The 16159-nt window shown below is 54.2% G+C and carries 19 protein-coding genes; 5 read left to right on the top strand and 14 right to left on the bottom strand.

Translation table 11 applies throughout. From position 1 onward, the window contains the following. Window positions 1-9 precede the first annotated feature (9 nt). The 3 genes from AC9UEO_RS04760 to orn form a co-directional block, all read right to left on the bottom strand. The gene (locus AC9UEO_RS04760; RefSeq protein ID WP_509530541.1) at window positions 10-387 is read right to left on the bottom strand and encodes a bactofilin family protein; all 378 of its coding nucleotides are present in this window, start codon (window positions 385-387) and stop codon (window positions 10-12) included. Window positions 388-1147: 760 nt separating this feature from the next. Beyond that, a complete protein-coding gene (locus AC9UEO_RS04755) occupies window positions 1148-2653 on the bottom strand; it encodes a DEAD/DEAH box helicase (RefSeq protein WP_509530539.1) in 1506 nt (501 codons plus the stop codon). Between the two features lie 198 nt (window positions 2654-2851). Then, window positions 2852-3445 carry an oligoribonuclease gene (gene orn / locus AC9UEO_RS04750; protein WP_509530537.1) on the bottom strand — a complete coding sequence of 198 codons (594 nt, stop codon included), beginning with the start codon at window positions 3443-3445 and terminating at the stop codon, window positions 2852-2854. Between the two features lie 27 nt (window positions 3446-3472). On the opposite strand from orn, the gene AC9UEO_RS04745 reads away from it, so the two are divergent. Together AC9UEO_RS04745 and rsgA are read left to right on the top strand one after the other, a co-directional pair. After that, window positions 3473-4729, top strand: coding sequence for a M48 family metallopeptidase (locus AC9UEO_RS04745; protein WP_509530535.1), 1257 nt, complete (start codon window positions 3473-3475; stop codon window positions 4727-4729). Beyond that, window positions 4726-5619 carry a ribosome small subunit-dependent GTPase A gene (rsgA, locus tag AC9UEO_RS04740; RefSeq protein ID WP_509530533.1) on the top strand — a complete coding sequence of 298 codons (894 nt, stop codon included), beginning with the start codon at window positions 4726-4728 and terminating at the stop codon, window positions 5617-5619. The genes AC9UEO_RS04745 and rsgA overlap by 4 nt, the downstream gene beginning before the upstream one ends. Window positions 5620-5623: 4 nt before the next feature. Here the strand turns inward: rsgA and AC9UEO_RS04735 are convergent, their stop codons facing one another. The 6 genes from AC9UEO_RS04735 to rpsP all read right to left on the bottom strand — a co-directional run bounded on the left by AC9UEO_RS04735 (window position 5624) and on the right by rpsP (window position 9532). Further along, window positions 5624-6598, bottom strand: coding sequence for a CobD/CbiB family protein (locus AC9UEO_RS04735; protein WP_509530531.1), 975 nt, complete (start codon window positions 6596-6598; stop codon window positions 5624-5626). A 41-nt stretch (window positions 6599-6639) separates the two neighbouring features. Continuing rightward, window positions 6640-7332, bottom strand: coding sequence for a CoA pyrophosphatase (locus AC9UEO_RS04730; RefSeq protein ID WP_509530529.1), 693 nt, complete (start codon window positions 7330-7332; stop codon window positions 6640-6642). 80 nt (window positions 7333-7412) lie between these two features. Beyond that, the gene (gene rplS / locus AC9UEO_RS04725; protein WP_509530527.1) at window positions 7413-7796 is read right to left on the bottom strand and encodes a 50S ribosomal protein L19; all 384 of its coding nucleotides are present in this window, start codon (window positions 7794-7796) and stop codon (window positions 7413-7415) included. A 105-nt stretch (window positions 7797-7901) separates the two neighbouring features. Continuing rightward, window positions 7902-8663 carry a tRNA (guanosine(37)-N1)-methyltransferase TrmD gene (gene trmD / locus AC9UEO_RS04720; protein WP_509530524.1) on the bottom strand — a complete coding sequence of 254 codons (762 nt, stop codon included), beginning with the start codon at window positions 8661-8663 and terminating at the stop codon, window positions 7902-7904. 27 nt (window positions 8664-8690) lie between these two features. Continuing rightward, on the bottom strand, window positions 8691-9263 hold the full coding sequence (rimM, locus tag AC9UEO_RS04715; protein WP_509530522.1) for a ribosome maturation factor RimM: 573 nt from the start codon (window positions 9261-9263) through the stop codon (window positions 8691-8693). Window positions 9264-9280: 17 nt separating this feature from the next. Further along, window positions 9281-9532, bottom strand: a complete 252-nt coding sequence (gene rpsP / locus AC9UEO_RS04710) for a 30S ribosomal protein S16 (protein ID WP_509530519.1) — start codon at window positions 9530-9532, stop codon at window positions 9281-9283. Between the two features lie 101 nt (window positions 9533-9633). Between rpsP and AC9UEO_RS04705 the strand changes: the two genes are divergently transcribed. Together AC9UEO_RS04705 and AC9UEO_RS04700 are read left to right on the top strand one after the other, a co-directional pair. Next, window positions 9634-10188, top strand: coding sequence for a GNAT family N-acetyltransferase (locus tag AC9UEO_RS04705; RefSeq protein ID WP_509530517.1), 555 nt, complete (start codon window positions 9634-9636; stop codon window positions 10186-10188). 8 nt (window positions 10189-10196) lie between these two features. Next, window positions 10197-10643 carry a hypothetical protein gene (locus tag AC9UEO_RS04700; protein ID WP_509530514.1) on the top strand — a complete coding sequence of 149 codons (447 nt, stop codon included), beginning with the start codon at window positions 10197-10199 and terminating at the stop codon, window positions 10641-10643. Between the two features lie 4 nt (window positions 10644-10647). Here the strand turns inward: AC9UEO_RS04700 and folK are convergent, their stop codons facing one another. The 5 genes from folK to AC9UEO_RS04675 are packed head-to-tail and all read right to left on the bottom strand — an operon-like array spanning window position 10648 to window position 15049. After that, window positions 10648-11133, bottom strand: a complete 486-nt coding sequence (gene folK / locus AC9UEO_RS04695) for a 2-amino-4-hydroxy-6-hydroxymethyldihydropteridine diphosphokinase (RefSeq protein WP_509530512.1) — start codon at window positions 11131-11133, stop codon at window positions 10648-10650. Between the two features lie 19 nt (window positions 11134-11152). Then, window positions 11153-12613 (bottom strand): polynucleotide adenylyltransferase PcnB, encoded by a 1461-nt coding sequence (pcnB, locus tag AC9UEO_RS04690; protein WP_509530510.1) that lies wholly within the window; start codon window positions 12611-12613, stop codon window positions 11153-11155. Next, on the bottom strand, window positions 12610-13281 hold the full coding sequence (locus AC9UEO_RS04685) for an HAD family hydrolase (RefSeq protein ID WP_509530507.1): 672 nt from the start codon (window positions 13279-13281) through the stop codon (window positions 12610-12612). Before AC9UEO_RS04685 ends, pcnB begins: the two co-directional genes overlap by 4 nt. Window positions 13282-13285: 4 nt before the next feature. Next, window positions 13286-13972, bottom strand: a complete 687-nt coding sequence (hda, locus tag AC9UEO_RS04680) for a DnaA regulatory inactivator Hda (protein WP_509530504.1) — start codon at window positions 13970-13972, stop codon at window positions 13286-13288. Between the two features lie 6 nt (window positions 13973-13978). Further along, the gene (locus tag AC9UEO_RS04675; protein WP_509530501.1) at window positions 13979-15049 is read right to left on the bottom strand and encodes an AI-2E family transporter; all 1071 of its coding nucleotides are present in this window, start codon (window positions 15047-15049) and stop codon (window positions 13979-13981) included. A 78-nt stretch (window positions 15050-15127) separates the two neighbouring features. Between AC9UEO_RS04675 and purM the strand changes: the two genes are divergently transcribed. Beyond that, window positions 15128-16156: a phosphoribosylformylglycinamidine cyclo-ligase gene (gene purM / locus AC9UEO_RS04670; protein ID WP_509530499.1), complete on the top strand. Its 1029-nt coding sequence runs from the start codon at window positions 15128-15130 to the stop codon at window positions 16154-16156. The last annotated feature ends 3 nt before the right edge of the window (window positions 16157-16159 follow it).

Below are 16159 nucleotides of genomic sequence, written 5' to 3'. Positions count from 1 at the left end.
GGATAAAACCTAGGGTTTAGAGGGACTAGGGGGCGGTACGGAGGGGGCTGTTGGCTCAGCGCCTTGGCTGAGCACGCCTTCAATTTCGCCGCCCTTTTCAATCTCAATTTCTGAATAGTGAATTTTGCCAACAATTTTTCCTGTAGTTCGAACAATCAAGCTTTTTTCACTGACGATAGTGTTGTGAAGCTGGCCGCGAACATCAATAACCTTGGCTGAAACACGGCCAGTGATACGTCCTGTGGGGCCAATCAAGACCTCTTCTGCCGTCAAGTCACCTTCAATCACGCCGTTGATCACAGCTTTTGAAGGAACGGTAAACGCACCCTTGACAACCACGCCGTCCCCAATGACAACGCTTTCTAAAGAATCGGATTGATTAGCCATACATGCTCCTTGATCGGCATTTTAGCAAAGAATAAATATAAATTAAGTTTTTTGTTGAAGCCATTGATTTAATTGAAGAAAAAATTAATTAACGACAATAACTTTCAAAATACAAAAATAAATTTATATAATAGTACTCATATTTTTTAGTGTTAAAGTTATTATTAATTCATTATAAAAGCCGAGCAATATTTCTAAATTCCCAAAATAATTCACTAATTAGTGAATTCGAGGTTGTTTTGCAACGCTTAAATGAGACAAGCGAAGAAAGTGCCTTTATTAACTATTATTTTTAAAGCTTTGCATTCAAAAAATCTCACAATAACTTGTAATTGAACGATTTATTTCCAAATTAATCAATTCTCCAAATTTAAAAGTCATTCCAAAGCATGAAGTCGCCTCGGTTTTTTAATGGGATCGGTTTTGTGGGCCATCGCGCGCGCTCCACCATTCCCAATATGTTTTTTTTGCTGTCACTGACCAGCGGCATCTGGCATCGCAAACGCTTCGAAAATTACGCCCAACAGACACCTTGGTCATGACCACCCACAAATTGGTCCAAGCCGCTGATGGCGAAACATTGAAATAACGGGTTCAAGCCAACCTAGAAGAAACCCGCTATCGCATCATCTCACTCAAAGCGGCTTTGCTCCATGCCAAAGCCGAGGTACATTTTGAAATTCCCAAGGTCACATTGTTAAAACCAGTGATCAAGAGCTTGGGTACTTCGCTCAATGAACAATAGCACCCATTTGGTTTTTTAACCGCGGGCTGGGCCGCGTGGTTTAAAGCCAGAACCGCGCTTGGCAGCAGCACCGGCGTAAGAGCGACCGCCTGAGGGCTTGCCAAAGCGCTTGGGCTCTGCACCGCTGGGAGCGCGCGGTGCGCGTTGGGTGGGCTCTAAGCCAGGGATCATGTCAGCACGTAAAGGCTGTTGGGTGAAATGTTCGATGTCCAAAATTTTGCGACGATCACGCCATTCAGCAAAGGTCACCGCCAAACCATCGCGCCCTGCTCGACCTGTGCGGCCAATACGGTGAACATAGTCTTCTTGCTTCATGGGCAAGCCGAAATTGAACACATGGCTGATGCTAGGGACATCAATACCACGGGCTGCAACATCGGTGGCCACCAAAATTTGCACGCGACCGTCCCGCAGGGCCTGCAAGCGACGGTTACGCAAACCTTGACTTAAAGCGCCATGCAATGCAACAGCAGAAAAACCTACTTGCTGCAAATCTTCAGCCAAGGCATCGCACTCAATTTGGGTAGACGCAAAGACAATGGCTTGGTCAATGGTGGTGTCGCGTAACCAGTGGTCAAGCAACTTGCGCTTGTGCTGTTGGTTATCAGCCCAAAACAGCACTTGCTTGATATTGACGTGCGCTTCTTGAGGTGAGTCGACTTGCAAACGTTGGGGCGTGCGCATGATGCGAGCCGCCAACTGCTGAATGCGAGGTGCAAATGTTGCGCTGAACATCATGGTTTGTCGACGCGACTCGGTCAGTTTGTGGACTTCGGCCAAATCTTCGGCAAAGCCCAAATCGAGCATACGGTCGGCTTCATCGACCACCAAGAACTGCACTTTATCCAAATGCAGTTGTTTGGAGCGCTGTAAGTCAAGCAGACGTCCAGGTGTGGCCACAACCAAGTCGGCGTTGTGCAAACGTGCAATTTGCAAAGGGTAAGGCATGCCGCCCACCACACAGGCGATGCGCAGGCCTTTGCAGTGACGTACCAAGTCGATAGCATCTTTGGCCACTTGTTGGGCTAATTCACGGGTAGGACACAAAATCAAAGCGCCTGGGTTGGCAGGTTTGACATGGCGTGTATCGGTGGGATTTTTGCGGCGTGGCTTTTTGGGAGCCTCTTCACCACGTTCAACAGCTTGGGCAACCTTTTCAGCCCAAGCTTTGTTTTCGGCCTTTTCAGCCTGCTTTTGTTGTTGCAACAAAGTGTGCATCACGGGCAGCAAAAAGGCTGCCGTTTTACCGCTGCCCGTTTGACTGGAAACCAGCAAATCGTTGGCGGGTTTGTCGGCGTTGTCTTGCAAGGCCAAAGGGATGGCACGAACTTGTACCGGTGTGGGCTGGGTGAATGACAAGTCACGTAACGCGGCCAGTAATTCGGGGGCAAGCCCCATCTCAACAAAGCCAGAACCATCAACAGCGGTGGGTTTAGGGGATGCAACTGTTGTTGCAATTGAGTTGTCGTCGGATGTATCGAGAACAACTTCGGCTAATGCGTGGGAATTCAAATCAGTCATAGATAAAGCCCTGCCTGAAGGCGGGCGCTCCGTTCAAAGGTTGGAAAAACATCAACCTTCAAACAAAGCAAGCCAATAAATGAACATTGGCGTGGTTCAACTCTATGAACCCAAGGTGTGAGGCAGATGTAGCAAGCGGGTCAATGACCCAACAACATGTATTGTGGCACGAATTAGGGTCTACCCTGAGAAATATTTTTACAGCTTCAAAAAATGCTCGCGGTAATGCACCAACTCATCAATCGATTCATGCACATCGGCCAAGGCCGTATGGCTTTGTTGCTTCTTGAAAGAGGCATACACCTCTGGCCTCCATCGTTTAGAAAGTTCTTTGAGTGTGCTGACGTCTAAATTGCGATAGTGAAACCATGCCTCGAATTTGGGCATGTACTTGACCAAAAAACGTCTGTCTTGGCCAATGGTGTTGCCGCACATAGGCGACACACCTTTAGAAACATACTGCTTCATAAAAGCTATGAGTTGCTCTTGCACTTGCTCTTCATCCAAGGTGGAGGCTTTGACTTTGTCAATCAAGCCGCTTTTGCCGTGTGTCCCTTTGTTCCATGCGTCCATGCCGTTGAGGACGGCGTCTGATTGGTGTAACACCCACACTGAGCTTTCTTTGCGAGGCGTGAGATGCGGGCCCGTCACCACCACTGCAATTTCCAGCAGCTTATCTTTTTCGGGGTCAAGGCCAGACATCTCGCAGTCCAACCAAACAAGGTTTTCATCCGATTTGGACAATACGGTATTTTCGGTGGCAGCAGGGCTATTCGTTAGAGTCATGTTCATTCACCCATTGTCCTCTAAACTAGAGAGATGAATACCTCACTAACCTTTACTTTCGTTTTTTCCAGCCTGCTGGTGCTCAACTTGCTCATCAAGTTTTGGCTTGCCAATCGACAAATGCGTCACGTAGCGCAACACCGCGCCAAAGTTCCCGATGCATTCGCCTCTGTGATAGATGCTGCTGCACACCAAAAAGCTGCTGACTACACCATCGCCAAATTACGCTTAGGTCATTGGGATTTGGCACTGGACACGGCCATGTTAGTGATGTGGACCTTGCTCGGCGGTTTGGGATTTCTGGACCAACTATTGCTCGACCTCATCGGCGCTGGTATGTGGCAGCAAATCGCCTTGGTGGTGGGCTTCACACTTGTGAGCGCTGTGGTCAGTTTGCCCCTCTCATACGTACAAACCTTTCACATTGAACAGGCGTTTGGTTTTAACCGTATGACACTTGGCTTGTGGCTGAGCGACTTGCTCAAGGGTAGTTTGGTAGGTGCAGCATTGGGTCTGCCTTTGCTGTGGTTGGTCTTGTATTTAATGCAGTCGGGCGGCGCATGGTGGTGGATGATTGCTTGGGGGGTGTTGGTGGCTTACCAGTTGTTTGTCATGTGGTTGGCCCCAAGCGTCATCATGCCCTTGTTCAATAAATTTCAACCACTGGAAGACGCATCTCTCAAGGACCGTGTCATTGCCTTAATGCAGCGCACAGGTTTTCAAGCGAATGGTTTTTTTGTAATGGATGGCAGTCGCCGCTCGGCCCATTCAAATGCCTTCTTCACCGGTCTTGGCAAACAAAAACGTGTGGTGTTTTTTGATACTTTGCTCAAGCAACTGAACGCCGATGAAATGGAAGCCGTGCTAGCCCACGAACTGGGTCATGCCAAACTCAAGCACATTCCAAAATCTTTGCTAAGCAGCTTTGTGTTCACCTTGGTGGGACTTGCAGGCCTGGGTTGGCTCAGCACACAAACATGGTTTTTCGAAGGCTTAGGCGTTCAACCGCACTTGGGCAGCGCCAATGACGCCATTGCCTTGCTCTTGTTCATGATGTTTGTTCCTCTTGTGTCCTTTGTCACCAAACCTTGGCAATCTGCCCGCTCTAGACAGCACGAATTTGAAGCAGATGCCTTTGCTTGCCAACACGCCAAAGGCGCTGACTTGCGAAATGCACTTCTCAAGCTCTACCAAGACAATGCGTCAACGCTTACGCCCGATCCGCTTTATGTGGCCTTTTACCACTCACACCCTCCGGCTGCACAGCGCTTAGCCCGACTCACTGCATGACCGCTTGGGGTTTGGTGGTGGCCAGTCATGGTCGCCATGTTTGGGTTGAAGATGCCGCGGGTGAGCGCAGAATTTGTCATCCCCGTGGCAAAAAAAACCAAGCGGTGGTAGGCGACCATGTGCAGTGGAGCGCCAGCGAAGACGGCGGCAGCATAGAGTCAGTTGAAACTCGGAAAAATATCTTCTACCGTCAAGATGAAATTCGAACCAAATCATTTGCTGCCAATATCGACCAAGTTTTGGTTCTCGTTGCAGCAGAGCCCGATTTTTCGCAAAGCCAGCTTGCCCGGGCCCTGATTGCGGCTCGCCACGAAGGCATCCGCACTCTGATTGGCTTAAATAAACAAGACCTAAGCGCTGCTTTTGCAAGGGCTTGGCAAAAACTCCTGCCCTACCAGCAACTTGGGTGTCTGGTATTGCCGCTGAGTCTGAAAGACCTCGAACAAGATCTGAGTGTCTTAAACCACGAACTTGCCAACCGGGTTACCTTGGTGCTGGGCCCCTCTGGGGCTGGCAAAAGCACGCTGATCAACCGCTTGGTGCCCGATGCCAATGCGGCGACGAATATCATTTCTCAGGCCTTGCAGTCGGGCAAACACACTACCACCACCACCACTTGGTACTGGGTAGATGAAACCAAAAAAACCGCCTTGATGGATTCACCAGGGTTTCAAGCCTTTGGTTTGCACCACATCGACCCCCATGCATTGGCCTCTTGCATGCCCGATATTGCCGCCTATGCAGATCACTGCAAATTTCACAACTGCAGCCATGTGCATGAACCCGATTGCGGCGTGCGCCAAGCTTTGCTTGAACAAGCCATTGACGCAGGGCGCTACAAAATTTACACCGAACTTTTTGCCGAACTGTCGGCGCCTAAAACTTACTAAGAAATCAGCCCAGTAAGCGGGCCAAAGTCAAAAGCGCCAGCAGCAACATCCACATCACCACAGCTCGCCAGACCAAGCCCACCATGCTGCGCAGATGAAACAACTCGGGCTCTCTTCCCGCGGTGGTTTCTACTGCACTTGGGGTGAGAAGCAACTCATCGTCGGGCACGCCTAAGTTTTTGCCACCCAAGCGCACATTGATGGCGCCCGAGGTAGCGGCCAGCACCACGCCATCGTTGGAGTCGGGGAAATGCGCTGCATCGTGACGCCATGCCTCGACAGCGTCTTCGAAATTGCCAACCACCGCAAAACTTAAGGCGGTCAATCGGGCTGGCAACCAGTCTGCGCTGCGCCAAGCTTTGGCGGCAGAGGTTTCTAGCGCGGGACTGTTGTGCTTGGCATCTGACAAAGCGCAAGTATGGGAACTTTCCCACGAGCGGGATAAAAATTCACTTAAGCGGTAAAAAATTGCACCAACGGGGCCCAGCCCCAAACCGGCAAACACAACAAACCAAACCACCACACCAAATACATGCCGATGCGCGGCAATAGCTGAATATTCAATCACATGACGAATGATTTCCTCGCGGGAGAGGTTTTCTCCTTTGGCGCCAGACCATTCAGACAGCAATGTATTGGCTTGCACATCGTCCCCCACCGACAACGCATGACGAATACCAGTGAAATGATGGCTGAAGTGGCGAAACCCCAAAGTGGCGTAAAGCACGGCCACACTCCAAACCATGGCAAACACCCAACCCAAGTACCACGCCAAAACAAAATGAACAGCCCAAACCAGCAAGCAGGGCAAGCCAATGGCCAAGCCCCAAGCGGTCCAAGCATGGCGTTGGTCGCCGGTATCTAGGGTGTTACGTACCTTGTCAGACCAAGCGCGCGAGACTCGTTCCAAACTCTCGCCAAAACTCAAAGGTCGGGCTTGTTCTAGCAAGAAAGCGAATAAAAGTGCAAAAAAACTCATTCCCGCATGATAGTCAAGACTCGACGCTTGGATCAGCCGGATCAGTGGTCCGTGCTTAAAAAACAATACAGATTGCGCAAAATACCTGCAGTAACGCCCCAAATAAAGCGTTTTTGATCGCGGTCTTCATACGGCATCGAAAACCATTCGCGCCGCACGCCTGACCATTCCACCGCATGGCGGCAATGGTTCGCAGGGTTCATGACGTGGGCTAGCGGCACCTCAAACACTTGCGCCACCTCATGCGGGTTGGCGTTTAAACGCATCGCAGGGTCTAGCAAAGCCACCACTGGCGTGACCCTGAAGCCTGTGCCAGTGAGGTACAAGGGCAATTGCCCCAAGATCTCGACATGTGAGGGGTCCAGCCCCACTTCTTCTTGCGACTCCCGAAGAGCCGCCGCCACCGCATCGGCGTCACCTTCATCTAGGCGTCCCCCAGGAAAGGCAATCTGGCCCGAGTGGGTCGACAAATGGGCAGTCCTGAGCGTGAGCAACACACTGGGCTGAGGGCGCATCACCACCCCCACGAGGACAGCGGCATCCACCGGCGGTTTATGGGGGTTTAACGCCGGCTCGAGCATGGCGTCGGGCTGCCACACGGGTGGGCTGGCGAAATGCTGTCGCAAGCCCAGCGGCCCAAGCCTTTGCACAGGCACACGTGGCAAATGCCCATCCCATCCCAAAACTTCGGCGGATTCTGGCGAAAAACGGGGAATTTGGGTCAAGGAAACCAAGTTGGTCTTTGAGAGGTCAGAAAAAAATCGCCGCAGTCTGAACTGGGGCGGTTTGTTTCAAGCAGACCTTGGGGTAGGTCTTATTTAGCGGCAGCAGCGGGGGCTGCTTTGGCTGTGAGTTTTTCTTTGATACGGGCAGATTTGCCACTGCGTTCGCGCAGGTAGTACAACTTTGCACGACGCACATCGCCACGGCGCTTGACGTCAATGGCTGCGATCAAGGGGCTGTAGGTCTGGAAAGTACGCTCAACGCCTTCGCCGCTAGAGATTTTGCGAACGATGAAGTTGGAGTTGATGCCGCGGTTGCGCTTGGCAATGACTACGCCTTCAAAGGCCTGTACACGTTTGCGCGTTCCCTCGACCACGTTGACACTGACCACCACGGTGTCGCCTGGGGCGAAAACAGGGATTTTCTTGCCCATGCGGGCGATTTCTTCTTGTTCCAGGGTCTGGATGAGATTCATGATGTCCTCACAATGATCATGGATGCGCTACACAAAAGGCCTATGGTGTTTGAAACACGAGGCGGCCATCCAGAGGATCGAAAGCCCTACATTATAGCTTGCTGTCTAACTCTTAGGCTTTGCGGCCAACAGCTGCTCATCTGAACGGCTTAAAAGCCCAGATTGACGGGCTTTTTCCAGCAAATCAGGGCGATTTTGGGCTGTCAGGGTCAGACTTTGCTGACGACGCCAAGCGGCAATATGGGCATGGTGACCCGACAGCAATGCCTCGGGCACGGCTTGGTCTTGCCAAACCTCAGGACGGGTGTAGTGCGGGCAGTCCAGCAAACCGCTCAGGGCTGGCGTGAAGCTGTCTTGCAAATGGCTTTGCTCATCGTGCAAAACGCCCGGTTGCAATCGTGCCAAGGCATCCAGCCATGCCATGGCAGCAATCTCCCCACCTGACAACACAAAGTCACCCAAGCTGATATGGGCGTCAACATAAGCGTCAATGAAGCGCTGGTCTATGCCCTCATAGCGGCCACACAGCAACACCACGCCTTCGGTTTGACCGCTGCGCTCCACCAAGCTTTGGCTCAAGACCTCGCCCACAGGTGAGAAATAGATGAGCGGCGATTGTTGGCGGTTCAAGCCGCTTTCAGCACGCACCGTAGTCAAGCAAGCAGCCAAAGGCTGGGCCAGCATGACCATGCCAGGGCCTCCGCCAAAAGGCCGGTCATCGACACGTTTGTAATTGCCTTCGGCAAAGTCACGCGGGTTCCAAGTCTTGACCAGCAGCTGCCCACTTTCATAGGCGCGGCGCGTGACCCCAGCTTGCACAAAAGGCGCAAACAGTTCGGGAAACAAGGTGATGATGTCTACGCGCATGGCGAAAGTATGCGGCAAGTGCGGCGATCAGTAATCGGCTTGCCAATCCACCGTGATGAGGCGGGCCTGCGTATCCACTGAGTCGACATAGGCAGAGACAAAGGGGATCATGCGCTCAATGGGTTTGCCTTGGGCGTCGGTTACCGCGTCGCGTAACACCAAAACAGTTTGAGGTCCGGTGGACAACAATTCGGTGACCTCGCCTAAATTGACACCTTCGCGGTTTATCACCTGCAAACCCATCAGGTCAACCCAATAGTATTCGTCGCTGGCGGGGGTGGGAAAACTGGATCGAGGAACAAATATGCGGGCACCTTTGAGGCTTTGGGCGACATCGCGGTCATCCAATTCGTGGATGCAAGCCACCACGCTGTCCGAATGCTCTTTGGCTTCACGCACTCGCAACAAGACCGTCCCAGTGAAAGGCGAAGCGCCACGTTCGTTGGGTTGTAAAAACCAGCGTTTAGAAGAAAACAGCGCCTCGGGAGAGGCGCTGTGGGGCAGGATTTTCAGCCAACCCTTAAGCCCCCAAGCATCCAGAATGCGCCCGACTTCGACAGCGTCCGCTGGTAATTCAGCAGGCTCCCAAGCGGGTTGCATGGGTTGGGGATGGGTTTTTAAGCGGCAGTTTTGCCGGCTTGTTTGATGAGGCGGTCAACGGTGGGTGAAGTTTGCGCACCGACGCCGACCCAGTAGCTCAGTCGGTCTTGGGCAATGCGCAAGCCTTCCTCACCACCAGAAGCGATAGGGTTGTAAAAACCGATGCGCTCGATAAAGCGGCCATCGCGGCGAACGCGTTTGTCAGCCACAACAATGTTGAAAAAGGGGCGAGCTTTTGCTCCGCCGCGTGAAAGTCGGATGACGACCATGGTTTATCCTTGGGTGCAGACTTTGATTCAGCGATGAGACACGCGACATGGCCACCCGGCCAGCGCTCGCTGAAAAGCCTGCCATTATAGACTGAGCACCCATGCCCTCTCCCGCCCTGCTTATCCGACCCAGTTTGCAAGACGACTTGCCAGCCATTACCGCGATCTACGCCCACCATGTGAGGCATGGCAAAGGCAGCTTTGAAATAGAAGCGCCGGATCTGGCCGACATGACACAACGACGCGCCGATGTGCTGGCCAAAGGCTTGCCGCACTTGGTCGCCAGCCGTGGTGCAGAGGTGCTGGGCTTTGCCTATGCGGGCGTCTTCAGGCCCCGACCTGCTTTTCGCTTCATGGCCGAAGACTCGGTTTACATCCATGCCGACCATGCAGGTCAAGGCTTGGGCCGCGCCTTGCTGGCCGAACTCATTCGCCATTGCGAGGTGCTGGGTATTCGACAAATGCTGGCGGTCATTGGCGACTCGGCCAACGCCGGTTCGATTGGGCTGCACCGCAGTCTGGGTTTTGAGCACACCGGCATGTTGAAAGCCAGCGGTTGGAAACACGGCCAATGGCTGGACACGGTGTTCATGCAAAAAGCCTTGGGGGCGGGAGATTCCAGCCCCGCCAGCGAGCTCTTGCCGCCAAACCGATAATCTCGTCCATGAAACATAAAACATTGGCGACGTGGTTGAGCTTTGCTGGCGGTGCCTTGGGTGTCCACCGCTTTTACATGTTTGGCAAAAGTGATTGGCTGGCCTGGGTTTTGCCTTGGCCCACCCTGCTGGGTTTGTATGGCTTTGAGCGGGCCAAAGATTTTGGCGTGGACGACCCTCTCAGTTGGTGGTTGGTCCCCCTGTTGGGTATCACGGTTGCCGGCGGTGCGCTGAATGCGATTTACTGGGGACTAATGTCCACCGAACGCTGGAACTGCACTTACAACCCGCAAGAGGATGTGGAATCAACAGCTGGCGCCACCAACTGGTTGACCGTGGGTGCCTTGGTCTTGTCTTTGATGGTGGGCACCACCGCTTTGCTCTCCACTTTGGCCTATGGCTTTCAGCGCTACTTTGAGTCACAAATCGAAGAGGCGCGAAAAATTTCTCAATGACTGCCTAGTCCTTGAGCCAAGCGCAGGCTTGGTGGGCCACGGCTGCCAGCATCTGAGGCGTCACCTTTTCAGGGCAAACCACCTCCAAGGGCAGCAACACAAAAGCACGCTGCGCCCAACGCGGGTGGGGCAAACTTAAAAAAGCGCTTTGTGTTTGCGCATCACCGTAAAAAAGCAGATCCAAATCCAGCGTGCGTGGCGCATGAAGATAGTCTCGGGTGCGCCCCGCGGCTTGCTCTAGCGACTGCAAAGCCTCTAAGAGTTGCACTGCATTCAAACGGGTTTGTATGTGTGCCACCGCATTCACATACGACGGGCCATGCGCGTCCAGCGGTGCGCTGCCAAGCAAAGGAGAGGCTTGCAAAAGTTGGGTGTAGGGCAATGCAGCGATGTCAACCACGGCTTGGCGAAGAGTGGCCGCTGCATCACCCAAATTCGCGCCCAGTGCGACAAGGGCATTGACGGGTTCTCTGTACTTAGACGGGTTCACTGAACATTGACGCACTTACTTAAGTGGCGTCATCGCCACTGCTGGGGCCACTGTCGGCAGGCTTGCGGCGACGGCGCGGTCGCTTACGTGCCACAGGCGTGCCGTCGGCTCGCACGGCGCGGGGTGGCGCTTTCACCGATTGCAACATGTCGGCTCGGGTGTCATCGCTGGCCGTGCTGAAGGTTTCCCACCAATCGGCCAATTCTTCGTCGATCTCGCCCACTTCAGCACGCAAGCGCATGAAATCGAAACCGGCACGAAAACGTGCTTGTTCGACCAAGCCAAAAGGGGCACTGCCGCTGCGTTTGTCAAAGCGCGGTTGCATGGTCCAAATTTCGCGCATATCGCCCGCCAATTTGCCACGCCCCGACACGTCCCCAATGCGGGCATTGAAGACATCTTCAATCGCTTCTTGCAAAGCGGGAAAAGTGGGCATCTCGGCACTGCGTACTTGCCAACCTTCACGCACATCGGCCCACAACACGCAAGCCAATAAAAAGCTGGGTGCTACCGGTTTACCTTCGCCCACACGGCGGTCGGTGTCTTGCAAAGCGGCATGGACAAACTTGGACTCCACCCGCTCCACCACCACATCCAGCAAAGGGTAAATGCCCCGCGCCAGCCCCAAAGTTTTGAGTTGCTCAATACTCGCCAGTGCATGGCCAGTTTGCAAAAGCTTAAGCATCTCGTCAAACAACCGGCTTTGCGGCACCTCGGCCAACAAACCCACCGATGCCTTCAATGGCTTGGCAGTTCGTGGCTCTATCTTGAAACCCAGGTTGTTTAACTTGGCTGCAAAACGAACTGCGCGGATGATGCGTACCGGGTCTTCGCGGTAACGGGTGGCGGGGTCGCCAATCATGCGCAGCACACGTTTTTTGGCGTCCTCTAAACCATGGTGGTAATCGATGACGTCGCCGGTCAGGGGGTCGTAATACATGGCGTCGACGGTGAAGTCACGTCGCGCCGCATCTTCTTCTTGCGGACCCCAGACGTTGTCGCGCAACACACGGCCGCTCGCGTCAACCGCATGGGTCATGTTGGAGAGGGCTTTTTTGCTGGTGCGCTCATTGCCACTGACCTGCTCGGCATCGTTGCTGTCGAGGTGGGCGCGGAAGGTGGACACCTCAATCACCTCGTGTTCACGACCACGGCCATACACCACGTGCACGATACGAAAGCGCCGCCCGATGATGAAGGCACGGCGAAAACAGGCTTTCACCTCTTCAGGTGTGGCGTTGGTGGCCACATCGAAGTCTTTGGGCTTTAAGCCCACCAGCAAGTCACGCACCGCACCGCCCACGATATAGGCTTCAAAGCCACGCTCTTGCAAAGTGCGCACCACGTTCATGGCGCGTTCGTCTACCAAGGTATGGTCAATGCCATGAACCTGTTCGCTGATGACGCGGCGCTTGCCGAATTTAGGTTCAGGTTTGGGGCTGGACTTGCCCATCAAACGGTTAATGATTTTGCTGATCATGAAGTCTCGAAAAGGTCGAGGATACGCCACCCGCGTTCTTGGGCAATTTGCTTGAGGGCTGGACCGCCATTGGTGACCACGGGGACATCGACTTTTTCAAGCAAGGGCAAGTCGTTCATGGAATCACTGTAAAACGTGGCGTGAACCTGCGGCAGACTCAAACCCTGCGCTTGCAACCATTGGCTCACCCGAGTGACCTTACCTTCGCGCAGCGTAGGCACGCCGTCAATGTCGCCGGTGAAGTTGCCCTCGGCATCGCGCACCAGTTGCACCGCCAACAGCACGTCCATGCCAAAGGCTTTGGCAATAGGGGTGGTGACAAATTCGTTGGTGGCAGTCACCATCACCAAGGTGTCGCCTTGCGCACGATGCGCCTGCACCAAGTCGATTGCTTGCGGCTTGATCGCCGGTTCAATCACTTGCCGCATGAATTGTTGGTGCGCTTCATGGGCTGCGGTCAAGCCGTGTTGCCTGATCGCTTCGGTGGCAAATCGCACATAAGCATGGATGTCCAAGCAACCGGCGTTGTAGTCGGCATAAAACCCATCGTTGCGCTGCTTGAACGTCAGCGGGTCAGCCCAACCCAAACCCAAGGTGAACTCGCCCCAAGATTGGTCAGAGTCCAGCGGCAGCAAGGTCTGGTCTAAATCAAACAGGGCCAATTTCATGGGCTTAACTCTCATCGAGCATGGCTCGAAGCAAAGGGATGGTGAGAGGGCGCTGGGTTTGCAGGGCAAAGGCGTCCAAGCGGTGCAGCAGGTCGATCAAATGACCCAAGTCACGGCTGAATCGGCTTAGCAAATAGTCCAACAAATCGGTGTTCAAGGTCATTCCTAAAGCCTGTGCGTGGCGAACCAACACGGCGCGGCGATCGTTGTCGCCCAACACCTGCAACTGAAACACATGACCCCAGCCCAAGCGGGTGCGCAGGTCTTCACGCAAAGGCAGGTCTTGCGGGGGCAAGGAACCCGCAGCCAGCACCCATGGCTGATGCGCTGAGCCAGGTGTTGCAGCATGTACAAACCAGTTGAAAGCTGCATGTTGCTGCACCGCGCTGTAGGCTTGCACGTCATCCATCAAGACCACATTCCAAGTGGAGTCAAAGGCACTGGGCTCGGTAATGCTTGCGTCCAGCCAACCCACGCTATGGCCTTGCGAGGTGATGGCATGTGCCACAGCGGCAAGCAAGTGGCTTTTGCCGCAACCTTGTTCACCCCATAAATAAGTGGGAACTGGGGAGCGGGTACTGCCTGCCATCCACAGTTGCAAATGCTCGACTGCCGCGGCGTTTTCGCCTGGCTCGAAATTGGCGAGGGTCGGGCCAACATCGACGCCGATGTCCAAAGCAATTTGCCTCATGCCAAGCTAACCAGCATACAAACGACTGGCCATGTAACGCTCTCGCATTCGGCGCAAAGCAACCAACAGCACCGCACTTGCAGGCAAGGCCATCAATACGCCGACAAACCCCAACAGTTGCCCAAAAGCCAACAAGGCAAAAATCACCGCCAGTGGATGCAAGCCAATACGCTCGCCCACCAAACGAGGTGTGAGCACAAAGCCCTCGATCAACTGGCCCACGCCAAACACCACCAACAACATGATGGTGGCTTGCATGGGTGCCATTTCCAAAAAACCCGACAAGGCAGCCAACAACAAGCCCACGCCAAAACCCACATAGGGCACAAACACCGCCAAGCCCGTGAAGATGCCAATGGGCCAAGCCACCGACAAGCCGAACAAGGACAAGCCGATCACGTAATACGCCGCCAAGATCAGCATGACCAATAACTGGCCACGCACATATTCACCCAAGACGCTGTCAGCCTCATGCACAAAACTGTCCACCGAGGCTTGCGCTTTCAAAGGCACCCATTTGCGCAGATGCGACAAAGCCACATGACCATCCATCAGCAGGTAAAACAAGACCACGGGGATCAGCACCAAATTGCCCACCACCGCCAAAGCCACGCTGCCACCGATGCGCAGCGACGCCAACAAAGAGGTCAAGGCGCTGTCTGACAGGCCATCCGCATTTTTCGCCAGCCACGCTTTAAGGGCTTGGGCATCGAGCTCAATGGGAAAGCCCCAACTCAGCATTACAGGCTCTAGATGGGTTTTCAGCTCATCGAGCAGCTGCGGCAATTGCATTTGTATTCGAGCTGCTTCTTTGAACAGCACCGGCACCACCAAGGCCACCACAGCCAGCAAAATCCCGATGAACGCGGTCTCGCATACCAGCACCAACAAGCTTTTGGGGAAGCCCTCACCCAGCCATTGCTGCAAACGCTGCACCACCGGCGAGAGCACATAGGCCATGACGGCGGCAATTAAAAACGGCGTCAAGACGGGCAGCAACCACCACAACACGAACGCCACCGCTGCCGCAATGGACAGCCAAGCGGCATAGAGTCGGTAATCAGGGGAGGATGACATTAGCTGGCGTTAGACCCGGCATTTAGAATGCGCCATTCTATCGACCCGACCCTTTAGCGCCTTTGCGCCCTACTCCCCATGAACACTCCCCTTTCCTACAAAGACGCTGGCGTTGACATCGACGCAGGTGACGCACTGGTTGAACGCATCAAGCCTTTGGCGAAAAAAACCATGCGCGAAGGGGTGTTGGCGGGCATTGGCGGCTTTGGCGCTTTGTTTGAAGTACCCAAAAATTACAAAGAACCGGTGTTGGTCAGCGGTACCGATGGCGTGGGCACCAAACTGAAGCTGGCCTTTGAATGGCAGATGCACGACACCGTGGGCATTGACTTGGTGGCCATGAGCGTGAACGACGTGTTAGTGCAAGGCGCGGAACCGCTTTTTTTCCTCGACTACTTTGCTTGCGGCAAGCTCGATGTGGACACCGCCGCCGCGGTAGTGGGCGGCATTGCCAAGGGTTGCGAATTGTCGGGCTGCGCTTTGATTGGCGGCGAGACCGCCGAGATGCCCGGCATGTACCCGGCTGGCGAATACGACTTAGCGGGTTTTGCAGTGGGCGTGGTGGAAAAGTCGCTCATCCTCACAGGCAAAGATGTCAAGGCAGGCGACGTGGTGCTGGGTTTGGCCTCCAGCGGTGTGCATTCCAATGGTTTCAGCTTGGTGCGTAAATGCATCGACAGAGCGGCGGCGCATTTGCCCGCCACCTTGGACGGCCAGCCCTTCAAGCAAGCGCTGATGGCACCCACTCGGTTGTATGTGAGGTCGGTGTTGGCGGCTTTGAAGGCGCATCCCCTCAAAGCTTTGGCGCATATCACAGGGGGCGGCTTGACCGAGAACATCCCCCGCGTGTTGCCTGACCACTGCGCCGCGCACCTGCAACGCGCCAGTTGGCCGCGCACGGAGCTGTTCACCTGGCTGCAAACGACGGCCGGCATTGACGAGGCCGAGATGTGCCGCACCTTCAACAATGGCATCGGCATGGTCTTGGTGCTAGACGCCTCCGCCGCAGAGGCTTGCGCCAAAACCTTGGCGGACTTGGGCGAGCAGGTTTACCGAATTGGCGTGATCGCTGATAAGGGCGAGGGTGCTGCGGTGGTGATTTTTTAAGCC

It is taken from the genome of Limnohabitans sp. (genome assembly GCF_040401495.1).
Lineage (GTDB): Bacteria > Pseudomonadota > Gammaproteobacteria > Burkholderiales > Burkholderiaceae_C > Limnohabitans.
Note: the sequence above shows the minus strand (reverse complement) of the source record. Positions and strands in the feature narration are given on the sequence as shown.

Bases quoted from the DNA above. Each gene is read 5' to 3' on its own strand.
- AC9UEO_RS04760 (WP_509530541.1), bottom strand. From the start codon at position 387: ATGGCTAATCAATCCGATTCTTTAGAAAGCGTTGTCATTGGGGACGGC.
- AC9UEO_RS04755 (WP_509530539.1), bottom strand. From the start codon at position 2,653: ATGACTGATTTGAATTCCCACGCATTAGCCGAAGTTGTTCTCGATACA.
- orn (WP_509530537.1), bottom strand. From the start codon at position 3,445: ATGAACATGACTCTAACGAATAGCCCTGCTGCCACCGAAAATACCGTA.
- AC9UEO_RS04745 (WP_509530535.1), top strand. From the start codon at position 3,473: ATGAATACCTCACTAACCTTTACTTTCGTTTTTTCCAGCCTGCTGGTG.
- rsgA (WP_509530533.1), top strand. From the start codon at position 4,726: ATGACCGCTTGGGGTTTGGTGGTGGCCAGTCATGGTCGCCATGTTTGG.
- AC9UEO_RS04735 (WP_509530531.1), bottom strand. From the start codon at position 6,598: ATGAGTTTTTTTGCACTTTTATTCGCTTTCTTGCTAGAACAAGCCCGA.
- rplS (WP_509530527.1), bottom strand. From the start codon at position 7,796: ATGAATCTCATCCAGACCCTGGAACAAGAAGAAATCGCCCGCATGGGC.
- trmD (WP_509530524.1), bottom strand. From the start codon at position 8,663: ATGCGCGTAGACATCATCACCTTGTTTCCCGAACTGTTTGCGCCTTTT.
- rimM (WP_509530522.1), bottom strand. From the start codon at position 9,263: ATGCAACCCGCTTGGGAGCCTGCTGAATTACCAGCGGACGCTGTCGAA.
- rpsP (WP_509530519.1), bottom strand. From the start codon at position 9,532: ATGGTCGTCATCCGACTTTCACGCGGCGGAGCAAAAGCTCGCCCCTTT.
- AC9UEO_RS04705 (WP_509530517.1), top strand. From the start codon at position 9,634: ATGCCCTCTCCCGCCCTGCTTATCCGACCCAGTTTGCAAGACGACTTG.
- AC9UEO_RS04700 (WP_509530514.1), top strand. From the start codon at position 10,197: ATGAAACATAAAACATTGGCGACGTGGTTGAGCTTTGCTGGCGGTGCC.
- pcnB (WP_509530510.1), bottom strand. From the start codon at position 12,613: ATGATCAGCAAAATCATTAACCGTTTGATGGGCAAGTCCAGCCCCAAA.
- AC9UEO_RS04685 (WP_509530507.1), bottom strand. From the start codon at position 13,281: ATGAAATTGGCCCTGTTTGATTTAGACCAGACCTTGCTGCCGCTGGAC.
- hda (WP_509530504.1), bottom strand. From the start codon at position 13,972: ATGAGGCAAATTGCTTTGGACATCGGCGTCGATGTTGGCCCGACCCTC.
- AC9UEO_RS04675 (WP_509530501.1), bottom strand. From the start codon at position 15,049: ATGTCATCCTCCCCTGATTACCGACTCTATGCCGCTTGGCTGTCCATT.
- purM (WP_509530499.1), top strand. From the start codon at position 15,128: ATGAACACTCCCCTTTCCTACAAAGACGCTGGCGTTGACATCGACGCA.